At 59.5% G+C, this 18638-nt stretch carries 17 protein-coding genes; 8 read left to right on the forward strand and 9 right to left on the reverse strand.

Annotated features, from left to right (window positions below; genetic code table 11):
* Positions 1-82: 82 nt before the first annotated feature.
* Entirely contained in the window at positions 83-976 is an 894-nt protein-coding gene (gene galU, locus M0H32_RS04420; protein ID WP_248151172.1) for a UTP--glucose-1-phosphate uridylyltransferase GalU, read from the reverse strand.
* Positions 977-1349: 373 nt separating this feature from the next.
* Between galU and kdsA the strand changes: the two genes are divergently transcribed.
* The gene (kdsA, locus tag M0H32_RS04425; RefSeq protein ID WP_248151173.1) at positions 1350-2198 is read left to right on the forward strand and encodes a 3-deoxy-8-phosphooctulonate synthase; all 849 of its coding nucleotides are present in this window, start codon (positions 1350-1352) and stop codon (positions 2196-2198) included.
* Positions 2199-2342: 144 nt separating this feature from the next.
* A complete protein-coding gene (gene eno, locus M0H32_RS04430; protein WP_248151175.1) occupies positions 2343-3617 on the forward strand; it encodes a phosphopyruvate hydratase in 1275 nt (424 codons plus the stop codon).
* A 71-nt stretch (positions 3618-3688) separates the two neighbouring features.
* On the opposite strand, the gene M0H32_RS04435 is transcribed toward eno, so the two are convergent.
* The 4 genes from M0H32_RS04435 to M0H32_RS04450 all read right to left on the reverse strand — a co-directional run bounded on the left by M0H32_RS04435 (position 3689) and on the right by M0H32_RS04450 (position 9199).
* Positions 3689-4363, reverse strand: coding sequence for a DsbA family oxidoreductase (locus M0H32_RS04435; protein ID WP_248151177.1), 675 nt, complete (start codon positions 4361-4363; stop codon positions 3689-3691).
* Between the two features lie 119 nt (positions 4364-4482).
* Positions 4483-5664, reverse strand: a complete 1182-nt coding sequence (locus tag M0H32_RS04440) for a PleD family two-component system response regulator (protein ID WP_248151178.1) — start codon at positions 5662-5664, stop codon at positions 4483-4485.
* Between the two features lie 13 nt (positions 5665-5677).
* The gene (locus tag M0H32_RS04445; protein WP_248151181.1) at positions 5678-7309 is read right to left on the reverse strand and encodes an AMP-binding protein; all 1632 of its coding nucleotides are present in this window, start codon (positions 7307-7309) and stop codon (positions 5678-5680) included.
* Between the two features lie 24 nt (positions 7310-7333).
* Positions 7334-9199, reverse strand: coding sequence for an extracellular solute-binding protein (locus M0H32_RS04450; RefSeq protein ID WP_345779315.1), 1866 nt, complete (start codon positions 9197-9199; stop codon positions 7334-7336).
* A 265-nt stretch (positions 9200-9464) separates the two neighbouring features.
* On the opposite strand from M0H32_RS04450, the gene M0H32_RS04455 reads away from it, so the two are divergent.
* Positions 9465-10076, forward strand: a complete 612-nt coding sequence (locus tag M0H32_RS04455; RefSeq protein ID WP_248151184.1) for an invasion associated locus B family protein — start codon at positions 9465-9467, stop codon at positions 10074-10076.
* 73 nt (positions 10077-10149) lie between these two features.
* Here M0H32_RS04455 and hspQ read toward each other — a convergent pair whose 3' ends face one another.
* The 3 genes from hspQ to M0H32_RS04470 all read right to left on the reverse strand — a co-directional run bounded on the left by hspQ (position 10150) and on the right by M0H32_RS04470 (position 12676).
* Complete coding sequence (gene hspQ, locus M0H32_RS04460; protein ID WP_248151187.1) at positions 10150-10473, reverse strand: heat shock protein HspQ; 324 nt, start codon at positions 10471-10473, stop codon at positions 10150-10152.
* 102 nt (positions 10474-10575) lie between these two features.
* Positions 10576-11616 (reverse strand): HpcH/HpaI aldolase/citrate lyase family protein, encoded by a 1041-nt coding sequence (locus tag M0H32_RS04465; protein ID WP_248151190.1) that lies wholly within the window; start codon positions 11614-11616, stop codon positions 10576-10578.
* An 88-nt stretch (positions 11617-11704) separates the two neighbouring features.
* Positions 11705-12676 (reverse strand): lysophospholipid acyltransferase family protein, encoded by a 972-nt coding sequence (locus M0H32_RS04470; protein WP_248151193.1) that lies wholly within the window; start codon positions 12674-12676, stop codon positions 11705-11707.
* Between the two features lie 218 nt (positions 12677-12894).
* Between M0H32_RS04470 and M0H32_RS04475 the strand changes: the two genes are divergently transcribed.
* A complete protein-coding gene (locus M0H32_RS04475) occupies positions 12895-13839 on the forward strand; it encodes an AEC family transporter (RefSeq protein WP_248151195.1) in 945 nt (314 codons plus the stop codon).
* A gap of 15 nt (positions 13840-13854) precedes the next feature.
* On the forward strand, positions 13855-14271 hold the full coding sequence (locus M0H32_RS04480; protein ID WP_248151198.1) for a DUF1801 domain-containing protein: 417 nt from the start codon (positions 13855-13857) through the stop codon (positions 14269-14271).
* On the opposite strand, the gene M0H32_RS04485 is transcribed toward M0H32_RS04480, so the two are convergent.
* Positions 14261-15490, reverse strand: coding sequence for a UbiH/UbiF family hydroxylase (locus tag M0H32_RS04485; RefSeq protein WP_248151201.1), 1230 nt, complete (start codon positions 15488-15490; stop codon positions 14261-14263). The genes M0H32_RS04480 and M0H32_RS04485 overlap by 11 nt on opposite strands.
* 212 nt (positions 15491-15702) lie before the next feature.
* Here M0H32_RS04485 and M0H32_RS04490 point away from each other — a divergent pair, with 212 nt between their 5' ends.
* From M0H32_RS04490 to M0H32_RS04500, 3 genes are all read left to right on the forward strand, one after another.
* Entirely contained in the window at positions 15703-16629 is a 927-nt protein-coding gene (locus tag M0H32_RS04490; protein WP_248151204.1) for a DUF2182 domain-containing protein, read from the forward strand.
* 173 nt (positions 16630-16802) lie between these two features.
* A complete protein-coding gene (locus M0H32_RS04495) occupies positions 16803-17519 on the forward strand; it encodes a CDP-alcohol phosphatidyltransferase family protein (RefSeq protein WP_248151206.1) in 717 nt (238 codons plus the stop codon).
* 141 nt (positions 17520-17660) lie between these two features.
* A complete protein-coding gene (locus M0H32_RS04500) occupies positions 17661-18638 on the forward strand; it encodes a quinone oxidoreductase family protein (protein WP_248151208.1) in 978 nt (325 codons plus the stop codon).

Raw genomic sequence — 18638 nt, forward strand, 5'->3', positions numbered from 1 at the left:
GGCCGGATCGCACGAAAGCGACCCGGCCCAGTCCTAATCGTTTCTTGAAGGCGTTTTCAAGGGAGCAATAGCGCGAAGACGACTATTCCGCAGCTTCGGGCCGGTCGATCATTTCCTGCATGAACGGCAGCAGTTCCCGCGCGAGCTTCGGATCGTCCATGCCAAAGGCAATGTTGGCGCTCAGGAAACCGGCCTTGTTGCCGCAGTCATAGCTGCGTCCCTCGAATTTCAGCGAAGCGAAAGGCTGGTTTTTCATCAGGGCCAGCATGCTGTCTGTCAGCTGGATCTCGCCGCCGGCACCGGTGGCCTGGTGGGAGAGAAGTTCAAAAATCTCCGGTTGGAGAATGTAGCGGCCGGTGATCTGCAGGTTCGACGGCGCCGTTCCCTGGGGCGGTTTTTCAACCATGTTCGTGATTTTGTGCGCATTCTTGCCGATTTCATCCGCCAGTTCGACAATGCCGTAATTGTGGGTCTGGTTCTCCGGCACTTCTTCCACGGCAATGATGTTGCCGCCTGACTGCTCGTAAATGTCGACCATCTGCTTAAGACAGCTGACCTTCGATTTGATGATCACGTCCGGCAGCAGAATCGCGAACGGTTCGTCGCCGATAATGTCGCGCGCGCACCAGATGGCGTGACCAAGTCCCAGAGGTGCCTGTTGACGTGTGAAGCTGGTTGAGCCCGGCTGAGGGCGGTGCTGCTCCAAAAGCTCCAGCGCTTCCTTTTTATTCCGCGCCTTGAGCGTGTCCTCAAGTTCGTAGGCCATGTCGAAGTGGTCTTCGATGACTTGCTTGTTCCGGCCCGTGACGAAGACAATGTGCTCGATTCCCGCAGCGCGAGCTTCATCAACGACATATTGGATGATCGGACGGTCAACAATCGTCAGCATTTCCTTCGGAACCGCCTTGGTCGCCGGGAGAAACCGGGTGCCAAGACCGGCCACTGGCAGGACTGCTTTGCGAATGGGCTTATTCATTTTCTAGATCTTCCAATGCTTGTCGACAGGTCAGTCTATAACGCCGTGCCGATCAATAGTTAACCCGGTCGAGAGCTTCAATCTGATTATCCCTTTTTGTGGCCTCAAAATGGTGGGCCGACTTCCAAAACCAAAGAAACGCGGCTTCGTTTCCTATCCTTTCCGAAAAATTCAGCCGGCAAATGGAGCGACATTTCTATCCGGTGGGAATCCGATCGGGGCTAAATCGATTTAATCAGAAGTTTGCACCGCGATGGGCACCGGTTGCGGGTTGGCGAAAAGAACGCTATGGAACACGCGAATTCTTGCTGGGTGTGGGCGTCCTTCAAGGATGTGCCGGGAACTCCGGGCTCCTTTTGAAAAATGGTGAAAAATGACCGAGGCAAATCGAAAAGTAACCGTCGGCAATGTGACCTTCTGCAATGATGCGGCCTTCAGCCTGATCGCAGGGCCTTGCCAGATGGAAAGCCGGGACCATGCCCTGGAATGTGCCGCGGCCATCAAGGAAATTACCGGATCGCTCGGAATTCCGGTCGTTTTCAAGGCTTCCTTCGACAAGGCAAACCGGACATCACTCGGCGGCAAACGCGGCGTCGGACTAACAGATGCACTGCCGGTCTTCGCGGAAGTCAAAGAAAAATACGGCATGCCCGTACTTACCGACGTGCACGCGGCGGAACAGTGCGCTCCCGTCGCCAAGATTGTTGATGTTCTTCAGATACCGGCGTTCCTCTGCCGCCAGACGGATCTTCTTGTTGCCGCAGCCAAGACAGGCGCGGTCATCAACGTGAAAAAAGGGCAGTTCCTGGCGCCTTGGGACATGAAGAATGTTCTTGCGAAAGTCACCGACTCCGGAAATCCGAATGTGCTCTTGACCGAACGCGGCGCGAGCTTTGGTTACAACACCCTTGTGAGCGACATGCGGTCTTTGCCGATCATGGCGCAGACCGGCGCGCCGGTTGTATTCGACGCCACCCATTCCGTTCAGCAGCCAGGTGGTCAGGGCGCATCGTCTGGTGGCGATCGCACGATGGTACCGGTCCTGGCCCGTGCCGCTGTTGCTGTCGGTGTTGGAGGCCTGTTCATTGAAACACATCCGGACCCAGACAATGCGCCGTCCGACGGACCCAATATGGTTCCCCTGAAGGACCTGGGAGCATTGCTCGCCCAACTCAAGGCGCTGGACAATGTGGTCAAGGCGCCTGCAGCCGCTGCCGAATAAACACAAGAACAGCCGCATCCTTCGGGTGCGGCTTACTTATCTGGAGCCAAGCTCCCGTAAAAACGCCGGCCTGCCGGTTTCGCCTCGCGCCGGGGATCTCCGGCGAAAGTCAGTTCAGGTACATGTGACAAGGGAGTTCTTTCCATGACCGCAATTATCGATGTCATCGGCCGTCAGATCTTTGACAGCCGCGGTAACCCGACCGTCGAAGTCGATGTTTTTCTCGAGGACGGTTCTTTCGGCCGGGCCGCGGTTCCCTCCGGGGCGTCCACCGGCGCGCATGAGGCCGTCGAACTGCGTGACGGCGGCAACCGTTACATGGGCAAGGGCGTCCAGAACGCCGTCGATGCCGTCAATGGCGAAATCTTCGAAACCATCGGTGGCCTCGACGCGGAAGACCAGTTGCAGATCGACCAGGCCATGATCGATCTTGACGGCACCGCCAATAAGTCCCGCCTTGGTGCCAACGCCATCCTAGGCGTGTCACTCGCCGCCGCCCGTGCCGCAGCCCAGGCTTCTGGTCTGCCGCTCTACCGCTATGTCGGCGGCACGTCCGCCCGCACCCTGCCGGTTCCAATGATGAACATCATCAACGGCGGTGCGCACGCGGACAACCCGATCGACTTCCAGGAATTCATGATCATGCCGGTCGGCGCCGACAGCCTCGGTGAAGCCGTGCGCATGGGATCGGAAATCTTCCACACGCTGAAGAAGGCCCTGAACGCGGCCGGTCACAACACCAATGTCGGCGACGAAGGCGGCTTCGCCCCGAACCTGGAATCCACCGACGCGGCTATCGGCTTTGTCATGAAGGCGATCGAGACTGCCGGCTACAAGCCGGGCGAAGATGTCTTCCTCGCCCTGGATGCGGCTTCGACCGAGTTCTTCAAGGACGGCAAATACGTTCTGGCAGGCGAGGGCAAGACCCTGGCACCGGAAGAAATGGCGCAATATCTTGGCGATCTGGCTGCCCGTTACCCGATCATTTCCATCGAAGACGGCCTGGCGGAAGACGATTGGGAGGGCTGGAAGGCCACCACGGACCTGATCGGCAACAAGTGCCAGCTGGTTGGTGACGACCTGTTCGTGACCAACTCCGAGCGTCTGCGCAAGGGCATCGACATGGGGGTCGCCAACTCGATCCTGATCAAGGTCAACCAGATCGGCACGCTTTCCGAGACGCTAGACGCGGTCGAAACGGCGCACAAGGCTGCCTATACCGCCGTCATGTCGCACCGCTCCGGCGAGACCGAGGACAGCACCATTGCCGACCTGGCAGTCGCCACCAATTGCGGTCAGATCAAGACCGGCTCGCTGGCGCGCTCCGACCGGCTCGCGAAATACAACCAGCTGATCCGCATCGAAGAAGAACTGGGCCCGCAGGCCATCTATGCCGGCCGGTCCATCCTGAAGGGCTAACACCCAAAGGCACAAACAAGAAAGCCCCGCAGATCCTGCGGGGCTTTTTTCTTGCCTGGGACATCAACGGTTTATTGTGACATCGCGGCTTGCGGATTGGCGCGGGTTTCCTCAGCGTGCAGCAGCGCTGCGGCAATCGTCTCGGCTTTCTCGGCGCCCGCCAGGACAAAGCGCCCGTCGATGATGAAACACGGAACGCCAGTGATACCCGAGTTCTGGGCGTTTTCGATTTGCGCGGTGACCTTGTCGAGATCCGTTTCCGTTTCCAGCAGCTGTTCGACGAGATCGGACTGCATTCCCGCTTCATCCGAAATGCGCACCAGGGTTTCGGATTTGGTCAGATCCTGTCCTTCCAGGAAATAGGCCTTGAACAGGCGTTCCACGACCTCGTCCTGCAGATCATCGTCGTTGGACCAGAGGATCAGTCGGTGGCAATCCAGCGTGTTCGGTGACAGGGTGATGGCGTCGAAGGCAAAAGGGATGCCTTCTTCCTGACCCGCCGCACGGATCTGGCTGTAAAAGGCGTTGGCACGGTCCAGGCCGCCGAACTTGTCGCTGAGATATTTCTGCCTGTCCTTGCCGGTCTTCGGCAGGGTCGCATCCAGCTGAAACGGGTGCCAGCGCACCAGGACATTCAAATCCGGGACAGACCGTAACGCCGCTTCCAGCCGCCTCTTGCCGATAAAGCACCACGGGCACATCACATCCGATACAACATCGACAGTAAGTGGAGGTGTTTCAGTCATGCGGCATCCCGATCTTTCGTGTGTTCTTATAAGGCTAGTTGCTCTGACAGATTTGCCAAGCCCGATTTCATGGCAGCGTTAAGGCAGCTCCCGCAATTTGGCGTGAAAAGGGTGATTTTTTAGAGAACCGTGTGGCTCAGGATCGAGTTGATCCGTTTTTGCAGCCGTGTCGTGCCTTCTTCGTTCTTCAACACCGCAACCGGACCGAATTCGCGCACCAGGCAGACCAGGTCTTCATCCCGGCTGGTCGCGTCGGCGATGGACAGGAGGGTGGCGTTGATTTCCTCCAACTCTTCCCGCGACGTAACCTGAATGCCAAAATTTTCCGGCTGCAGCCGCATTTCCCAAAGATCAAGACCGCGCACGGCCAGCGCGTTGCTGCAGGCCTCCAGATAAGCGGTATATTCCTCAACGCCCAGTCCGCCGACCGTGACCTGCCGGCGCAGCCACGTGTGGCTCTCGGCCAGGACCCTGTCGGCAAGACGCCGCCGCTTGCCGAATCGGATCGCTGCGTTCAGCCGTTGGCCGAGCGTTTCCTTGCGGTTCTCGCCGACCAGAACATCGGAGGCGCCGTGCCGGAACAGTTGTACCAGGTCTTCTTCCCGCTCACACACAGCCAGAACCGGCAAGCCGGCAAACCGTGCGTCCCGCCGGATCTGCTGCATATAGTCAACCGCATCCTCAAAGGGAGCATCGATCACGACCGCGTCGAAGGCGCGTTTCGACATGAATTCAACGGCCATGTTGCCGTCAAAGGCGCCGACCACTTCAACCTTCTGCTCGCTAGCGTCCTGCCATTCCAGAAACCGGCCGCTCAGGCCGACGACCAGCAGGCCGCTCGAACCTGAATGATGGGGGGCGGAGCCAAAGCCGGGAATACGGCCGAACACCCTGCGCCGGTGCTGCGCCTCTTCGGAACGCAACAAGGCCCGCTGGTGGATGCAGATCAGCATCAGCAGCACCTCGTCCGGAACAATCCGGTCGATTATCGCAGTCGGCTGGAGGCCGCGCGGCAACAGGTCATCGCTGCCCGTCAGCAGATAGAATGGAACTTCGCAGTCCAGCCCACGCAACTGCGGCATCAGCCAGTCAAAAAAGGCATCGCGGCGGACCTCGTCTATGGCGTCGATGTCGACGACAACTGCCGCAGGCAGGGCCATGGGAAGGCGGCTTCCCCGGTCGAACATTTTAACGAGAGATACGTCAAGTGCTTCCGGCGCGTCGCCATTACTGTTGCGCCTGGGCCTGCGCCCGGCATACCAGTAAGGACCGCGCCAGGAGAGCGAGGTTTCTACATCCATTCCCTGTCCCCATCTATGCCACGGCAGCCGGCAGTCGCTGGGTCCGCATGGTGAGCCGGTCTCGGCAAATGGTTCCATCCGGGTTCCGTGGCAATGACTGTAAAATCAACACACGATGGGGGATCTTGGCAAGGTCTACGCCTTCCGCATCGAGATAAGCAAAAAATGCACCGGCGTCCGGGACATGACCGGCATCAGGTACCAGAGCCGCATACATCCTTGCGCCGAGAACCGGATCCTCGACGATAAAGGCTGCGGCCTCCCGGATTCCCGGATAGTTGCCGTAGATCACGTCGATCGTTTCAAGATTTCCGGTACCGAGGGCATATTGTCCCGGAATGCCGAAACCGGAGATGCCGTCTTCGGTCAGTTCGACCTTGATATTGGTATTGAGAAAGCCGGTGCCTTCCCAGCGCACCCGGCGCTGGTCGCCGTTGAGGGTGCGCCAGCCGATCTCGGGAACCATCGGCCCTTTTACCAGGAGTGTTTGAATCTGCGTGTCGACCTCATCGGTGACCGCAATTTCCAGGAGGGCTGGCCCGCTTTCGCACCCGTTCGGCCCGCTATGCTTTCCCAGCGCGGTCGCCTTCATTTTCGCCGAAGGCCCGCGTGCCTTGGCGACCAGGGCAAATTCATCGGCGATGTGAAGATCGACAAGCCGCCTGCGAGCGACAAAGGTTGTCGGATGCGGCGAGGCGATGTTCCAGGCGGCCAGGACAGTGGTTTTGTTGTTGGTCAGCTTGCGGTCCAGCGTCTGCGCCAGCGGCCCCGGCGTCATGACGACGTCGGCTTCGACGTCATTGGCATGGGCGGCCAGATTGGCAAGCGAGGTCGGATGATGCAGATGCAGCGTGCTTCCGGTCAGAAGCCAGGGCACGACTCCGCCACCGAGACCGGTCAGGCCGCTCAGGGAATAGGGCAGGACAAGGCTGCCGCCATCTTTGAAATGGGCTTCGTGGACAATCATCTGCGCCGCGGAGACCCAGTGATTGTGGCAGCGCGTGACGGGTACGTTTTCCTCGCCGCTGCGGCTCCAGCAGATCGTCGCCGTGTGATCGGCGGGATCGGGCCGTTCGCGCGGAGTGAATGTGAGATCCTTGCCCATCTCCGCAAGCATGGGACCGAGTTCGATCAGGCCATCGGGGACATCCTTGCCAAGACCGAAGACAAAGCGAAGTGAAAACAGGTCTGCGGCGACATCGCGTGCCGCCACGCCAACCTCGCGTGTCTCGACACGGTCAGCGGCAATGAACCCTTTCGCGCCTATGGAGTTCAGGGCTTCCAGGACATTTTTCTGACGCCAGTGCAAGGGCAGGGGCGAGACAATCAGATCGGCACGCAAGGCTGCCAGCACCGCTATCACGGCGTCGACCGTGTTGGGCGCCTGAACACCGATGACGTGATCGGCTGACAGGCCGACGGTTGTGTAGAAGGCCGCAAGGCGGTCGATTTCCTGATCCGCCTCGGCATAGGTCAAGCGCCTGGGAGCGCCTCCGGTCCAGGTGGACCGGTCCGGAGCATCCACAAGCGCAAGCCGGTTGGGGTGCTCAGTGGCGGTTTGCCTGAAAAGCTCATCAAGCGGCACATCGGACCAGGCTCCGCTTTCGTGATACTCCTTGGACAGGCTTTCTTGGGTGGCTTTCATTTTGTCTTTCGTCCGTTGGTCCGATTATTGGGCCGCAGCTGACCACCAAGTGTCATATTCATGGCCATAGAGAGAATCCTGCTGCGGGGGGGCAACCGTCTTCCAATACGCGACCCAGTCATCCGATACATGATAAAGCGGTACGGCATAGGCGCCTGAAATCAGCACCCGGTCAAAGGCCCGCACGGCATCGACGAAATGCTCGTGGCTGCGCGCGGCGACAATCGCATCGATCATGGCGTCAATGGCCGGTTCCTTGGCACCGACAAAATTGAAAGAGCCTTCGGCATCGGCGGCCTTGGACGACCAGCGTCCGTATTGTTCCGCGCCAGGAGAAAGGGAGGCGTACCAGGTGTTGAACACCATATCGAAATCCCGCCGTGTCCGCCGGTCCTCGAACTGGGACGGGTCGACACTGCGCACACTGGCCTCGACACCGAGCAGCTCCAGGGTCTTGATATAGGCTAGGGCAAGCTTTTCCTCGTCCTCGTTCTTTGCCAGGATTTCAAAGGCCAGCGGCTTGCCGGTTTCCTTGTGAACCAGCTTGCGGTCCTGCAGGCCGTAGCCGGCGGAGGCGAAGACATTCAGGGCTTCGCGCAGCACCTTGCGATCCTGTCCGGAACCATCCGCATCGGCCGGACGCCAAGTGCCGTCCATGACCTCGGGATCGACCGCATCCGGGAAGGGCGCCAGAAGCTCTTTTTCGCGCGCGCTGGCCGGATGACCGATCGACGACAGATCCGAATTGTCCCAATAGCCGGCCGTTCTGGTGTAAAGGCCGTAATAGAGATTGTCGTTCACCCATTTGAAATCGAACAGCATCCGCAGAGCCTTGCGCACGTTGCGGTCAGAGAACTGGTCCCGGCGCGTGTTGAAGGCAATGCCCTGCATGGCCGCGGGAATACCGAGCGGGATAGACCGCTGGACAACATCGCCCTTCTGGGCGGCCGGAAAATCGAACCCTTTGGACCATCGCGCGGGATCGCGGAACTGCAGCGCGTTTACGAGCCCTTTCTTGAAGGCCTCCTGGAGCGTTGTTTCATCACGGAAATACTCGACCCGGATCTCGTCAAAATTGTCGAAACCCGCCTTCACCGGCAGATCCTTGGCCCAATAGTCCGGGTTCTTTTCATAGACCACCAGGCGGCCTGGCTCGATGGTCTTGAATGTATAGGGACCGGAGCCGAGCGGAGGCGTCAGCGTCGACTTGTCGAAGGTGTCGAAATCGGTGTTCGCCTTCGAATAGATCGGTGCCAGCCCGATCAGAAGCGGCAATTCCCTGTTGTCGCCGTTTTCAAAAACCAGTTTCAGGCGGTTGGGCGCCGTGATTTCCTTTTCCTTGATGGCAGCGTACCAGTTGCGATAGGGCGGGCGACCCTTCGCCTCGATGGTTTCCAGGGAAAAGATCACGTCTTCGACGGTCACCGGCGAGCCGTCCGAGAATTTGGCTTCGGGGTTGAGTTCGAATTCGATCCATTCCCGGCTGTCGGGCATACGCACCTTGTGTGCCAGAAGGCCGTAAAGGGAAAACGGTTCCGCGTAGGAACGCACCAGCAGACTTTCCAGGATATTGGTGCCGAACTCCCGCTCGCGCATGCCGCGCGCCGAGGTCCAGCCGCCCTGGACAATATGCTGGTTGAGGCTGTCGAAGGTGCCCTGGACGCCAAGTGTTATGGTCCCGCCCTTGGGCGCATCCGGATTGACATAGGGAAATGGCTGGCCCGGCTCAAGGGCCGGTTTGCCGTGCATTGATATGGCATGTGACCAGGGAACGCTTTCGTCCTGCGCCTGGGCGGCGGGAAATCCGGCCAGGAAAGACATCAGGACAGCGCCCGTCACAAGCCTTCCGGCGCGCTTGAAAAAAGGTTCGATCACAAGAGCACTACGCATAACCACCGCCTGAGATTCTGTTGATTCTCGCCCGTCAGGGTATCACAGGGTTAACGTAAACGCCCCCGGCGCAAGCAACTATCGGCAAGATATTCAGATTTGAATTCAACCTGTGTCCGGCGTTGCAAATCGGCCACCCTCTTGCCCAAATTAAGTGTCTTACCATGGTTTGACGGATTGATTGTTCCAACGGGCCTTGCGGTTGATACCGGAATGCCGCAGAACAACGCGAAAGTTTAATACACGCACGATTGAGGACGTTTCGATGAAGAGTGTTTTGAAAAGAGGATTGTTCGGATGCGCAGTCGGTGCATTCGTTGGTCTATCTTCTTTTGCAGGTGCTCCCGCAATCGCCCAAGAAGAAAAAAGCCCTTGGACGAAGGCGTGTAACACCAATCAGAAGACGCAGAAGGAAGTCTGCTTCATTTCGATCGAGTTGCGCACCAATACCGGCCAGTTCCTGAGCAACATCGCCATTCAGGAAACGGAAGGCGAGGCACGCAAGAAGCTGTTGGTCGCCACGCCGACCGGTGTTCTGATCCAGCCGGGTGTGCGCATTCAGATCGACGACGGCAAGCCGATCCAGGGCAAATACAGCATTTGCGCCCCGAATGCCTGTTATGCCGAGCTGGCCATTGATGACTCGTTCATCAACACCATGAAGCAGGGCGGCGAAATGATCGTCGCGCCGTACAACCAGCAAGCCAAGGAAATCGTCTTCAAGATGACCCTGATCGGCTTCACCAAGGTTTATGACGGCGAGCCGATGAACCTGGCCGAGCTGCAGAAGCGCCAGGAAGAGCTGCAGAGCGAACTTCAGAAGCGCGCCGATGAGGCCCGCCAGAAGCTGATCGACGCGCAGAACCAAAGCCAGTAAGCGTTCAAGTGAATAAGCAAAAAGGCCGGATCCGAGATCCGGCCTTTTTCATTTGAAGCTTGAAAAAGAAACGTCAGTGAATTTCGACACTGCGCGGCACATACGAGCCGTCTGTCTGTTCCTCGAAGATCTCTTCGACCTGCGGATGCCGGACCGGTTCACCGGTCATGTCCGGCTCGAGATTCTGCTCGCTGACATAGGCAACATATTCAGTTTCCTCGTTTTCCGCGAGGAGATGGTAGAACGGCTGGTCGCGCAGCGGACGCACATCCTCGGGGATCGCGTTCCACCACTCTTCCGTGTTGCTGAAGGTCGGATCGACATCGAAGATCACGCCCCGGAAGGGGTAGATACGGTGCCGGACGACCTGACCAATTCTGAATTTTGCCGTACGCATGGTTCTTCGTCCGCTTAGTGCATGCAATGCCGGGATACCGTTTTGGCGGCCTGCTTGCAAGCGTTGTAACATTAAACCTTAGCGCTGGAGCCTTGCGAATTTCTAAAGACCGTAGACGGCGGCCAGCTCTCTGTCCTTGGATGCAACGAGTTTCGCCAGATCCACAATCACCTTGGCCTGCTTCCAGGTTGCATCGTCCTGCATCTTGCCGTCGATCATGACCGCACCCGTGCCGTCCGGCATGGCCTCCAGGATCCGTTTGGCGAAAGCAACTTCCTGCGGATCGGGCGAAAACACCTTCTTGGCGATGTCGATCTGGGTCGGATGCAGCGACCAGGCGCCCAGGCAGCCCATGAGGAACGCGTTGCGGAACTGGCTTTCACATGCGGCCATGTCGGAAAAATCGCCGAAGGGACCGTAAAACGGTTTCAGGCCATAGGAGAGGCACGCATCGACCATCTTGCCGACGGTGTAATGCCAGAGATCCTGCTGGTAGGCGGTGCGTGCACCGTCTTGCGCACCGTCGGAGAGGACCGCGTAATCGGGATGACCGCCGCCGACACGGGTGGTTTTCATGCCGCGGGAGGCCGCCAGATCCGCCGGTCCGAGGCTCATGCCGTGCATGCGGGGGCTGGCGGCAGCGATTTCCTCGACATTCTTGACACCTTCCGCCGTCTCGAGGATGGCGTGGATCATGATCGGCTTGGTGAGGCCCGCCTTGGCTTCGAGCTGTGCCAGCAGCTGATCCAGGTAGTGGATGTCCCAGGCACCCTCGACCTTGGGCAGCATGACGACGTCGAGCTTGTCACCCACCGCCGGTACGATCTCCATCAGGTCGTCCAGGAACCAGGGGCTGTTCAGGCAGTTCACCCGGGTCCAGAGGCCCGTCGCACCGAACTCATTGTCCTGCGCCATCTGGATGAAACCTCTGCGCGCGTCGGTCTTGGCGTCGGCGGGAATCGCGTCCTCCAGGTTGCCGAGCACAACATCGACCTTGCTGATCAGGTCAGGCACCTTGGCGCGCATCTTCTCCACATGCGGCGGCACGAAGTGAATCATGCGCTCCAGTGTGACCGGACGCTCCCGGAACGGGAGCGGAGCGCCAATGGCAAGCGGCTTGTAGAATGCGCTGGGGGTTTTCATGAAACGGCTGTCCTCCACCTTTTAAACGCATAGCTATAACGTCAATGCTGCGCTGCAACCATACCCCGAAAGGAGAAGGATCGAAAACTCACTCCGAAGCGCGCGCAGCCTTGGCGGTGGCAGCGCGTCGGGCCTGTTTCTGCGCAGAGGTTTTGCCGGGAGGGGCCCACTTCTTGTGGATCCACATCCATTGTTCTGGATGCTCCCGGATCCAGCCTTCGAAAATCGCGTGGATCTCGGCGGTGGCCTTTTCAATGTCGCTGTGGCGATCGTCCGTGACCGGTACGGAAATCGCGCGGCCCTCGATCTGGAAATGGACGCCGTTCTTGCGCACGACGCGGCCAAGCACGATCGGCACGTTACAGGCCCGGGCGAGGGAAGCGGGAACCGGATTGGCATAGGCCATGCGGCCGAAGAACGGCACCTGGATGCCGCGGGTTTCCCTGAGATCGCCCATCATGGCCACAACGCCGCCGGTTTTCAAGGTCGACAGGATCTTGCGGGCGGTCTGATGCCCCTTGGAGAGAAGGCCGCCTTTATAAAGGTCCTTGCGCAGATCCCGGAGGGCTTTGTCGGCCTCCGGATTGCGCAGCGCCTGGTATACTCCGGTGATCTCAAGCCCCTGACAGACAGCCGGCTGCACGCACAGTTCCCAATTCGCGCTGTGGAACGAAACGAACAGGCATGCCTGCGTACCGTTGAGGACGTTTTCGGTGATCTCGTCTGCGATAGCCTCGAAGCGGTAGTCCTGCTTGAGCAGACGGTCGATGTGAAAGGTCTCCGCGGCCACGCGGCCGAGATTTTCCCACATGCCGCGCACGATCCGCTCGCGCTCGTTTTCCGCCATGTCCGGAAAGGCTTTTTCGAGATGTTTCAGGGCCCGTTTGTGGCGTGCATTCAAAGGCGCCAACCGGCGCCAGGACGCGCCCATGACGGCGGACGCGATATCGACCGGGATCAACCGGAACAGCCAGATCGCGGCATTGAGCGCGAGACCTTCCACGACATTCTGGGCGGCGATCAGTTTCGGATGTTTGCGCTGTCTCTTTTTCCGGGACATTTGCAACGAATACTCTCACGTTTTGCCGCGACGAAAGGGAATTCCGTGCATAACAGCCTGTTTCGGCCCTTGCGGTGCGGCCCCAGACCTGATTGGTATGCGGGTCACCGGTGCAGACTGAAAGGTCACGCGTCCTTATCCAAGCCAGGCGCAAGATGCAAGCGTCAACACCCACCCGAATGAAAACCCGAGCATAGCCAAACAACCCTGGAAGTCGAATGCAGGACGTCATCACACTGGCCCTCCCGTTTTTCGGGCTGATCCTGTTGGGTTTTGCCGCCGGAAAACTCCGCAACCTGCCGGAAGCCGGTCTGAGCTGGATGAATTTTTTTGTGGTCTATCTGGCCTTGCCGGCGTTGTTTTTCCGGCTTCTGTCTGAGACCCCGTTCGAGCAGCTGGCCAATGTATCCTTCGTCGCCGCAACGACCTTTACCACCTATATCGTCTTTGCGATTTCCTTCTGCATCGGCGTAATCGCGACGCGCGGAAATATCGGTGAAAGCACAATCCTCGGCATTGCCGGCGCCTATTCCAATGTCGGCTACATGGGCCCCGGTCTGACACTTGCCGTTCTGGGGGAACAGGCGACGGTTCCAACCGCGCTGATCCTTGCCTTCGACAATGCGCTGATGTTCATTCTGGCGCCGCTGTTAATGGCTCTTGCCGGTTCGGACGATGACAACATCCTCGGCACGTTGAAGCAGATCGGGATCAGGATTTTCACCCATCCTTTCATTCTGGCAACGATTGCAGGCGTTCTGGCGGCCGCGCTTGAGTTTCAGCCACCCAAGGCGATCAACACGATGCTGCTTTATCTCAGCAACGCGGCCGCGCCTTGCGCACTGTTCGCCATGGGCGTCAACATCGCGCTCCGGCCGCTTGGCCGCGTCCCGCTGGAACTGCCGCTGGTGCTGTCGATCAAACTCGTGGTGCACCCGGTGCTGGTGTTTCTGCTCCTGAGTTGGCTCGGAGGTTTCGAGCCGCTCTGGGTCGCGACGGCCGTGCTGATGTCCTGCCTGCCACCGGCGACCAATGTCTTTGTGATCGCCCAGCAATACGGCACCTATGTCCAACGGGCCTCGAGCTTCGTGCTGATCGGGACGGCCGTGTCCATTGTCACGGTCACAGGCTTCATTTGGGCCCTGACGAGCGGGTTTCTGTAAGACAGGAGTTTGGCTGTGAAAGACAATCCAGACGTTCTGGCGCTGTTGGATGGCTATCCGGAAGATCTGCGCATAGTCTTGCTGAAAATCCGGTCGCTGATCCTGGAGATCGCGTCTGAGAACGACGCGGTCGGCACGTTGCAAGAGACGCTCAAATGGGGCCAGCCGAGCTATCTCACCGTCAAACCGAAGACCGGAACCACGATCCGTATTGACAGGGATACTTCGGCTACGGGCGATGTCGCGCTTTATGTCAATTGCCAGTCGTCGCTGGTCTCCGACTGGCGCGGCATGTTTCCGGATATCACCTTCGGTGGCGACCGCAGCGTTCATTTCCGGCTGGATAAACCGCTGCCCGAACCGGAACTGCGCCAGATGATCACCATGGCGCTGACCTACCATTCAAGAAAGCGGAGCTCTGTTAGGAGTTGACTGGCGGGCGGCCTGCCGGACGGCCGGGCCGGAACGAACTGCCCGGCGTCATGCCTTCGTGCATCAGCAATCGGCGCAAGGGGCCGAACTTCCCGGCCAGATAAAGTCCGGTGCTGCGAGCCGCCTGGACCGGCAGGAACGAGGTCAGCAACGACCTGTTCAGAAGATCGACCGCGTTGGTTCTCGTCTTGATATCGCCGCGCCGTTTGGCCTCGTAGGCGGAGAGCACCGCGGTCGAGCCGGGATCCGCCTGTCTCACACGTGCTGAAAGCAAGATGTCGCGCAGGTCCAGAATATCGCGCAGGGACAGGTTCAGGCCCTGGGCGCCGATCGGCGGAAAGACATGAGCGGTTTCGCCGATCAGCGCCAGGCGTTCGCCAGTCAGGGTCTTTGCATTCATGCCCGAGAGTGGAAAACTCTGCGGCTTGGAGGCCAGTTTGAACGCCCCGACAATGGAATGGGAACGCCGCTCCAGCTCCCGTTCAAGCTGCTCCTGTTTCATCGCCAGCAGTTTGGCCGCGCCGTCTTCGGTTTCGACACAGACCAGCGCGGATTGGCGGCCGGGCAGGGGAACCAGCGTGAACGGACCTGTGGCGGTATGGAATTCCGTCGAGACGTGTTGATGGGGCAGGCGATGCTCCAGATTGAGCACGACAGCCACCTGGGGATAGGACCAGCGCTTGACGTCAATACCGGCTGTTTCCCGCAGGAACGAATTGCGGCCGTCGGCCGCAACCGCGAGCCGGGCGGAGACAGACTGTCCGTCCCGGGTGGTCAAACGGGCACAACTTCCGTCGAAACATGCGGCTTCAACGCTCTCGCCAACGATTGTCAGGTTTTCCTGCTTGTCGCAAAAAATCTCAAGAACTGCATTTAGGTTTGAGTTCAAGATATTGAAACCAAACTCTTCCATTCCAAGTTCCGAACTGTCGAATGTGACTTCCGGTGCCCGTAACAGGCGGCCGGTTCCGTCGATCATGCGCATTTTCTTCAGGGGAGCGGCAGTTGCCTCGATCTCGGCCCAGATACCGATGTCGCGCAAAAGGTCGATCGATTGCTGCCATAGCGCCGTGGTCCGCCCATCCGGTTTGGCCGACGGCGGCGCGAACAGGGCGCAGCTAAATCCCGCCTGCGCCAGGGTGAGGGCGGCGATCCGCCCCGATGGTCCGCCACCGACAACGGCAATATCGAAGATGTCCGGCTGATTTGTCTGCGCCATGGGCTCGTCCATTTGTCGCGTTGGTTTCGCACAATGTGCGCCTTCCACCACAGAAAGCAACGGGACCAAAACACGCAGGCCCTGACTTTTCACATGTTTGCAATTGCCCGGTTCTGTATGAGAAAGATCAATGGCCTCCATGGACACCCCGTTTATGGTTCCGTGAAGGCTGGTCACCATGTTATTCGGCCGGCACCCGGAACAAGGCCCAGATGAGCAATCTTTCTTCCTTCAAGGATAACGGCGCCACCACCGATGGCGCGGGGCGAGGCTGGCCGGTCGTGCTTGGGCTGGTCTTGCTGCTCAGTCTCGCTGGCTGGACTTATCTTGTGGCCATGGTCGCCGACATGGTTCCTGTCATGAATATGAGCGAAGCCGGACCGGGCATGGCGATCTTCAACAGGTTCAACCTGTTCGCGGGCCTGCCTGCCGAGGCAAGGGCCGCTCTGGCCGCGCTGTGTCTGCCTGCGGGCGCGACCTTCGGCATGCCGGGCGCGGAAGCGGGCGCCTTGGATCTCCTCAAGATCTTTTTGATGTGGGCCATGATGGCGCTTGCCATGATGCTGCCCACCGCGCTGCCGATGCTCCGGCGCTACGCTTCGGAGCTGGCCAGCCAGGGGGCTTCGGCCCCGACGGGTCGACTGGCCGGGATGGCCGCAGCACTCGGCTATCTGTCCGTCTGGCTCGGCTATGCCCTGCTGGCCACACTGGCGCAGTGGCTGCTGTCGCGCGCGGGAGCGCTGACGGATATGATGGCGCCGGCCAGCCTGGCGTTGACCACCTCGGTCCTGTTCGCCGCCGGTCTTTACCAGTTCACGCCGGCAAAACAGGCTTGCCTGGCCAGATGCTGGTATCCCCGGTGGGCGTTTGCGGGCGGATCCGTGCAACCGGGAGCAGTCAGCGGCTTTCGGGAGGGGATCGTCCAGGGATGGGCCTGTATCGGCTGCTGCTGGGCGGTGATGACGTTGATGTTCGCGGTCGGGCTGATGAACATTCTCTGGATAGCGCTTTTGGGCGGCGTGATGGCCGTCGAGAAAACCTTTCCAAACCGCCACTTGCCCTACGCAATTGGCGCAGTCTTGCTGACTTGGGCAGGCTTCCTGGTTTACCTGATCCTGAACGGTCGTTTGTCAGCTTAAAAGGCAGCGAAATCCAAACGGGACTGTTTTTTCGGTTCACACTGTCATACGATTGCAATAAAGGTCATCGTCAGCGTCTGTGTGATCGAAGGGCAAAACCACAGCCTCACGCAATGAAAGCGCTAACGACAGAACAACAATCGCGCAAAATTCTTGTGAGTGAGGGAAGCCCCGTGACGGACTTTACGCCAGGCAAAGAGAAACCCGAGCCTGCCCTGTTCCTGATCCACATCCTGACAGCGTCCGGCGCCCCGATCGCTTTGGTCGCACTTCTGGCCGGAGCCCAGGGCAATTGGGCGGAGATGTTCGCCTGGCTCGGCCTGGCCTTTTTTGTCGATGGCATCGATGGCCCGCTCGCCCGTCGTTACAACATTGCCGAGAGGCTGCCGCGCTGGTCTGGCGCATCGCTCGATTTTGTCATCGACTATGCCACATATGTTTTTCTGCCGGCCTTCGCGCTGTCCTGGAGCCTGATGCTGTCCTCACCCTGGAACTGGATCTGCGGTGGCCTCGTCGTCTTCACCGGTGCGCTTTATTTTGCCGACAATGGCATGAAAACACCGGACGGATCCTTCAAGGGCTTTCCGGCGGGCTGGAACATGGTGGTCTTCGGCCTGATGGTGCTGTCGCCCTCCGAAACCTTCACGATCTTTTTCGTCCTGCTCTGCTGCGCGCTGACCTTCGCACCGATCCGCTTCGTGCATCCGGTGCGCGTGCGCCGCTGGCGTCTCGTCACCCTGCCGGTGACGTTGCTGTGGATGGGCCTTGCCGCCCTTGCCATTCTGGACGGCATGGCGCTGACCGGTGTTTCCGCAACGCTCTTTACGGCGGCGAGCTTTTACCTCTTCGGCGTTTCCGCCGTTCAGCAGCTGCTCGACCGGGTCGATTGAGGCGCGGCAACGCGTCTGTAAAGGCAAAACATCTTTGCCCGTACGGCCTTTCCGGCAGCCGTCTGAGCCATTAAAGTTCCTCCGAGACTCACACGCGGGCAGCCTCTGACGGCTGTCCCGGCAATGCTCCGGGGATGAAAAATGGTTCAAGCTGTCTGTGTTCATGAAACCGGTGGTCCGGACGTTCTGCGCTGGGAACAGGTCGAGGTCGGCGAACCCGGGCCGGGCGAGGCCCGCATCCGTCACACGGCCATCGGCCTGAATTTCATCGACACCTATTTCCGCTCCGGCCTCTATCCGGCTCCGAACGGCACGCCGTTCAGCCCGGGTAATGAAGGTGCCGGCGTCGTCCTGACAGTGGGCGAGGGTGTAAGCCACCTGCAGCCCGGCGACCGGGTCGCCTATGTCGGCCCGCTCGGTGCCTATGCCCAGGAACGCCTGGTGCCTGCCGATCGGCTGGTGGTGATCCCGGAAGGCATCGACGACAAAACCGCTGCCGGCATGATGCTGAAAGGCATGACCGCGCAGTATCTGCTGCGCCAGACCTTCAAGGTCGGTCCGGAGACTGTACTGCTGTTCCACGCGGCGGCGGGCGGCGTCGGCCTGATCGCCGGACAATGGGCCGCCCATCTCGGCGCGACCGTGATCGGCACGGCCGGCTCGGAAGAAAAGATCGCGCTCGCCAAGGCCCATGGCTACCAGCACATGATCAACTACCGAACCGAGAATTTTGTTGAGCGGGTCAAGGAGATTACCGGCGGCAAGGGCTGTGATGTCGTCTATGACAGCGTCGGACAGGACACCTATCCCGGATCGCTCGATTGCCTGAAACCGCGCGGTCTCTGGGTCAGCTTCGGCCAGTCCTCCGGACCGATCACCGATTTCAATCTGGCGCTGCTTGCCCAGAAGGGATCGCTTTATGCCACCCGGCCGACCCTGTTCAGCTATATCGCCAGCCGCGAAGCGCTCGAGGCGACTGCAGGGGATCTGTTCGACGTGGTGCAAAAAGGCATCGTCAAGATCGAGATCAACCAGGAATACCGGCTGGCGGACGCCGCCCAGGCCCATATCGATCTGGAAGGGCGCAAGACCACCGGCACCACCGTGCTGATTCCGTAA

Source organism: Roseibium sediminicola (genome assembly GCF_023156505.1).
GTDB lineage: Bacteria > Pseudomonadota > Alphaproteobacteria > Rhizobiales > Stappiaceae > Roseibium > Roseibium sediminicola.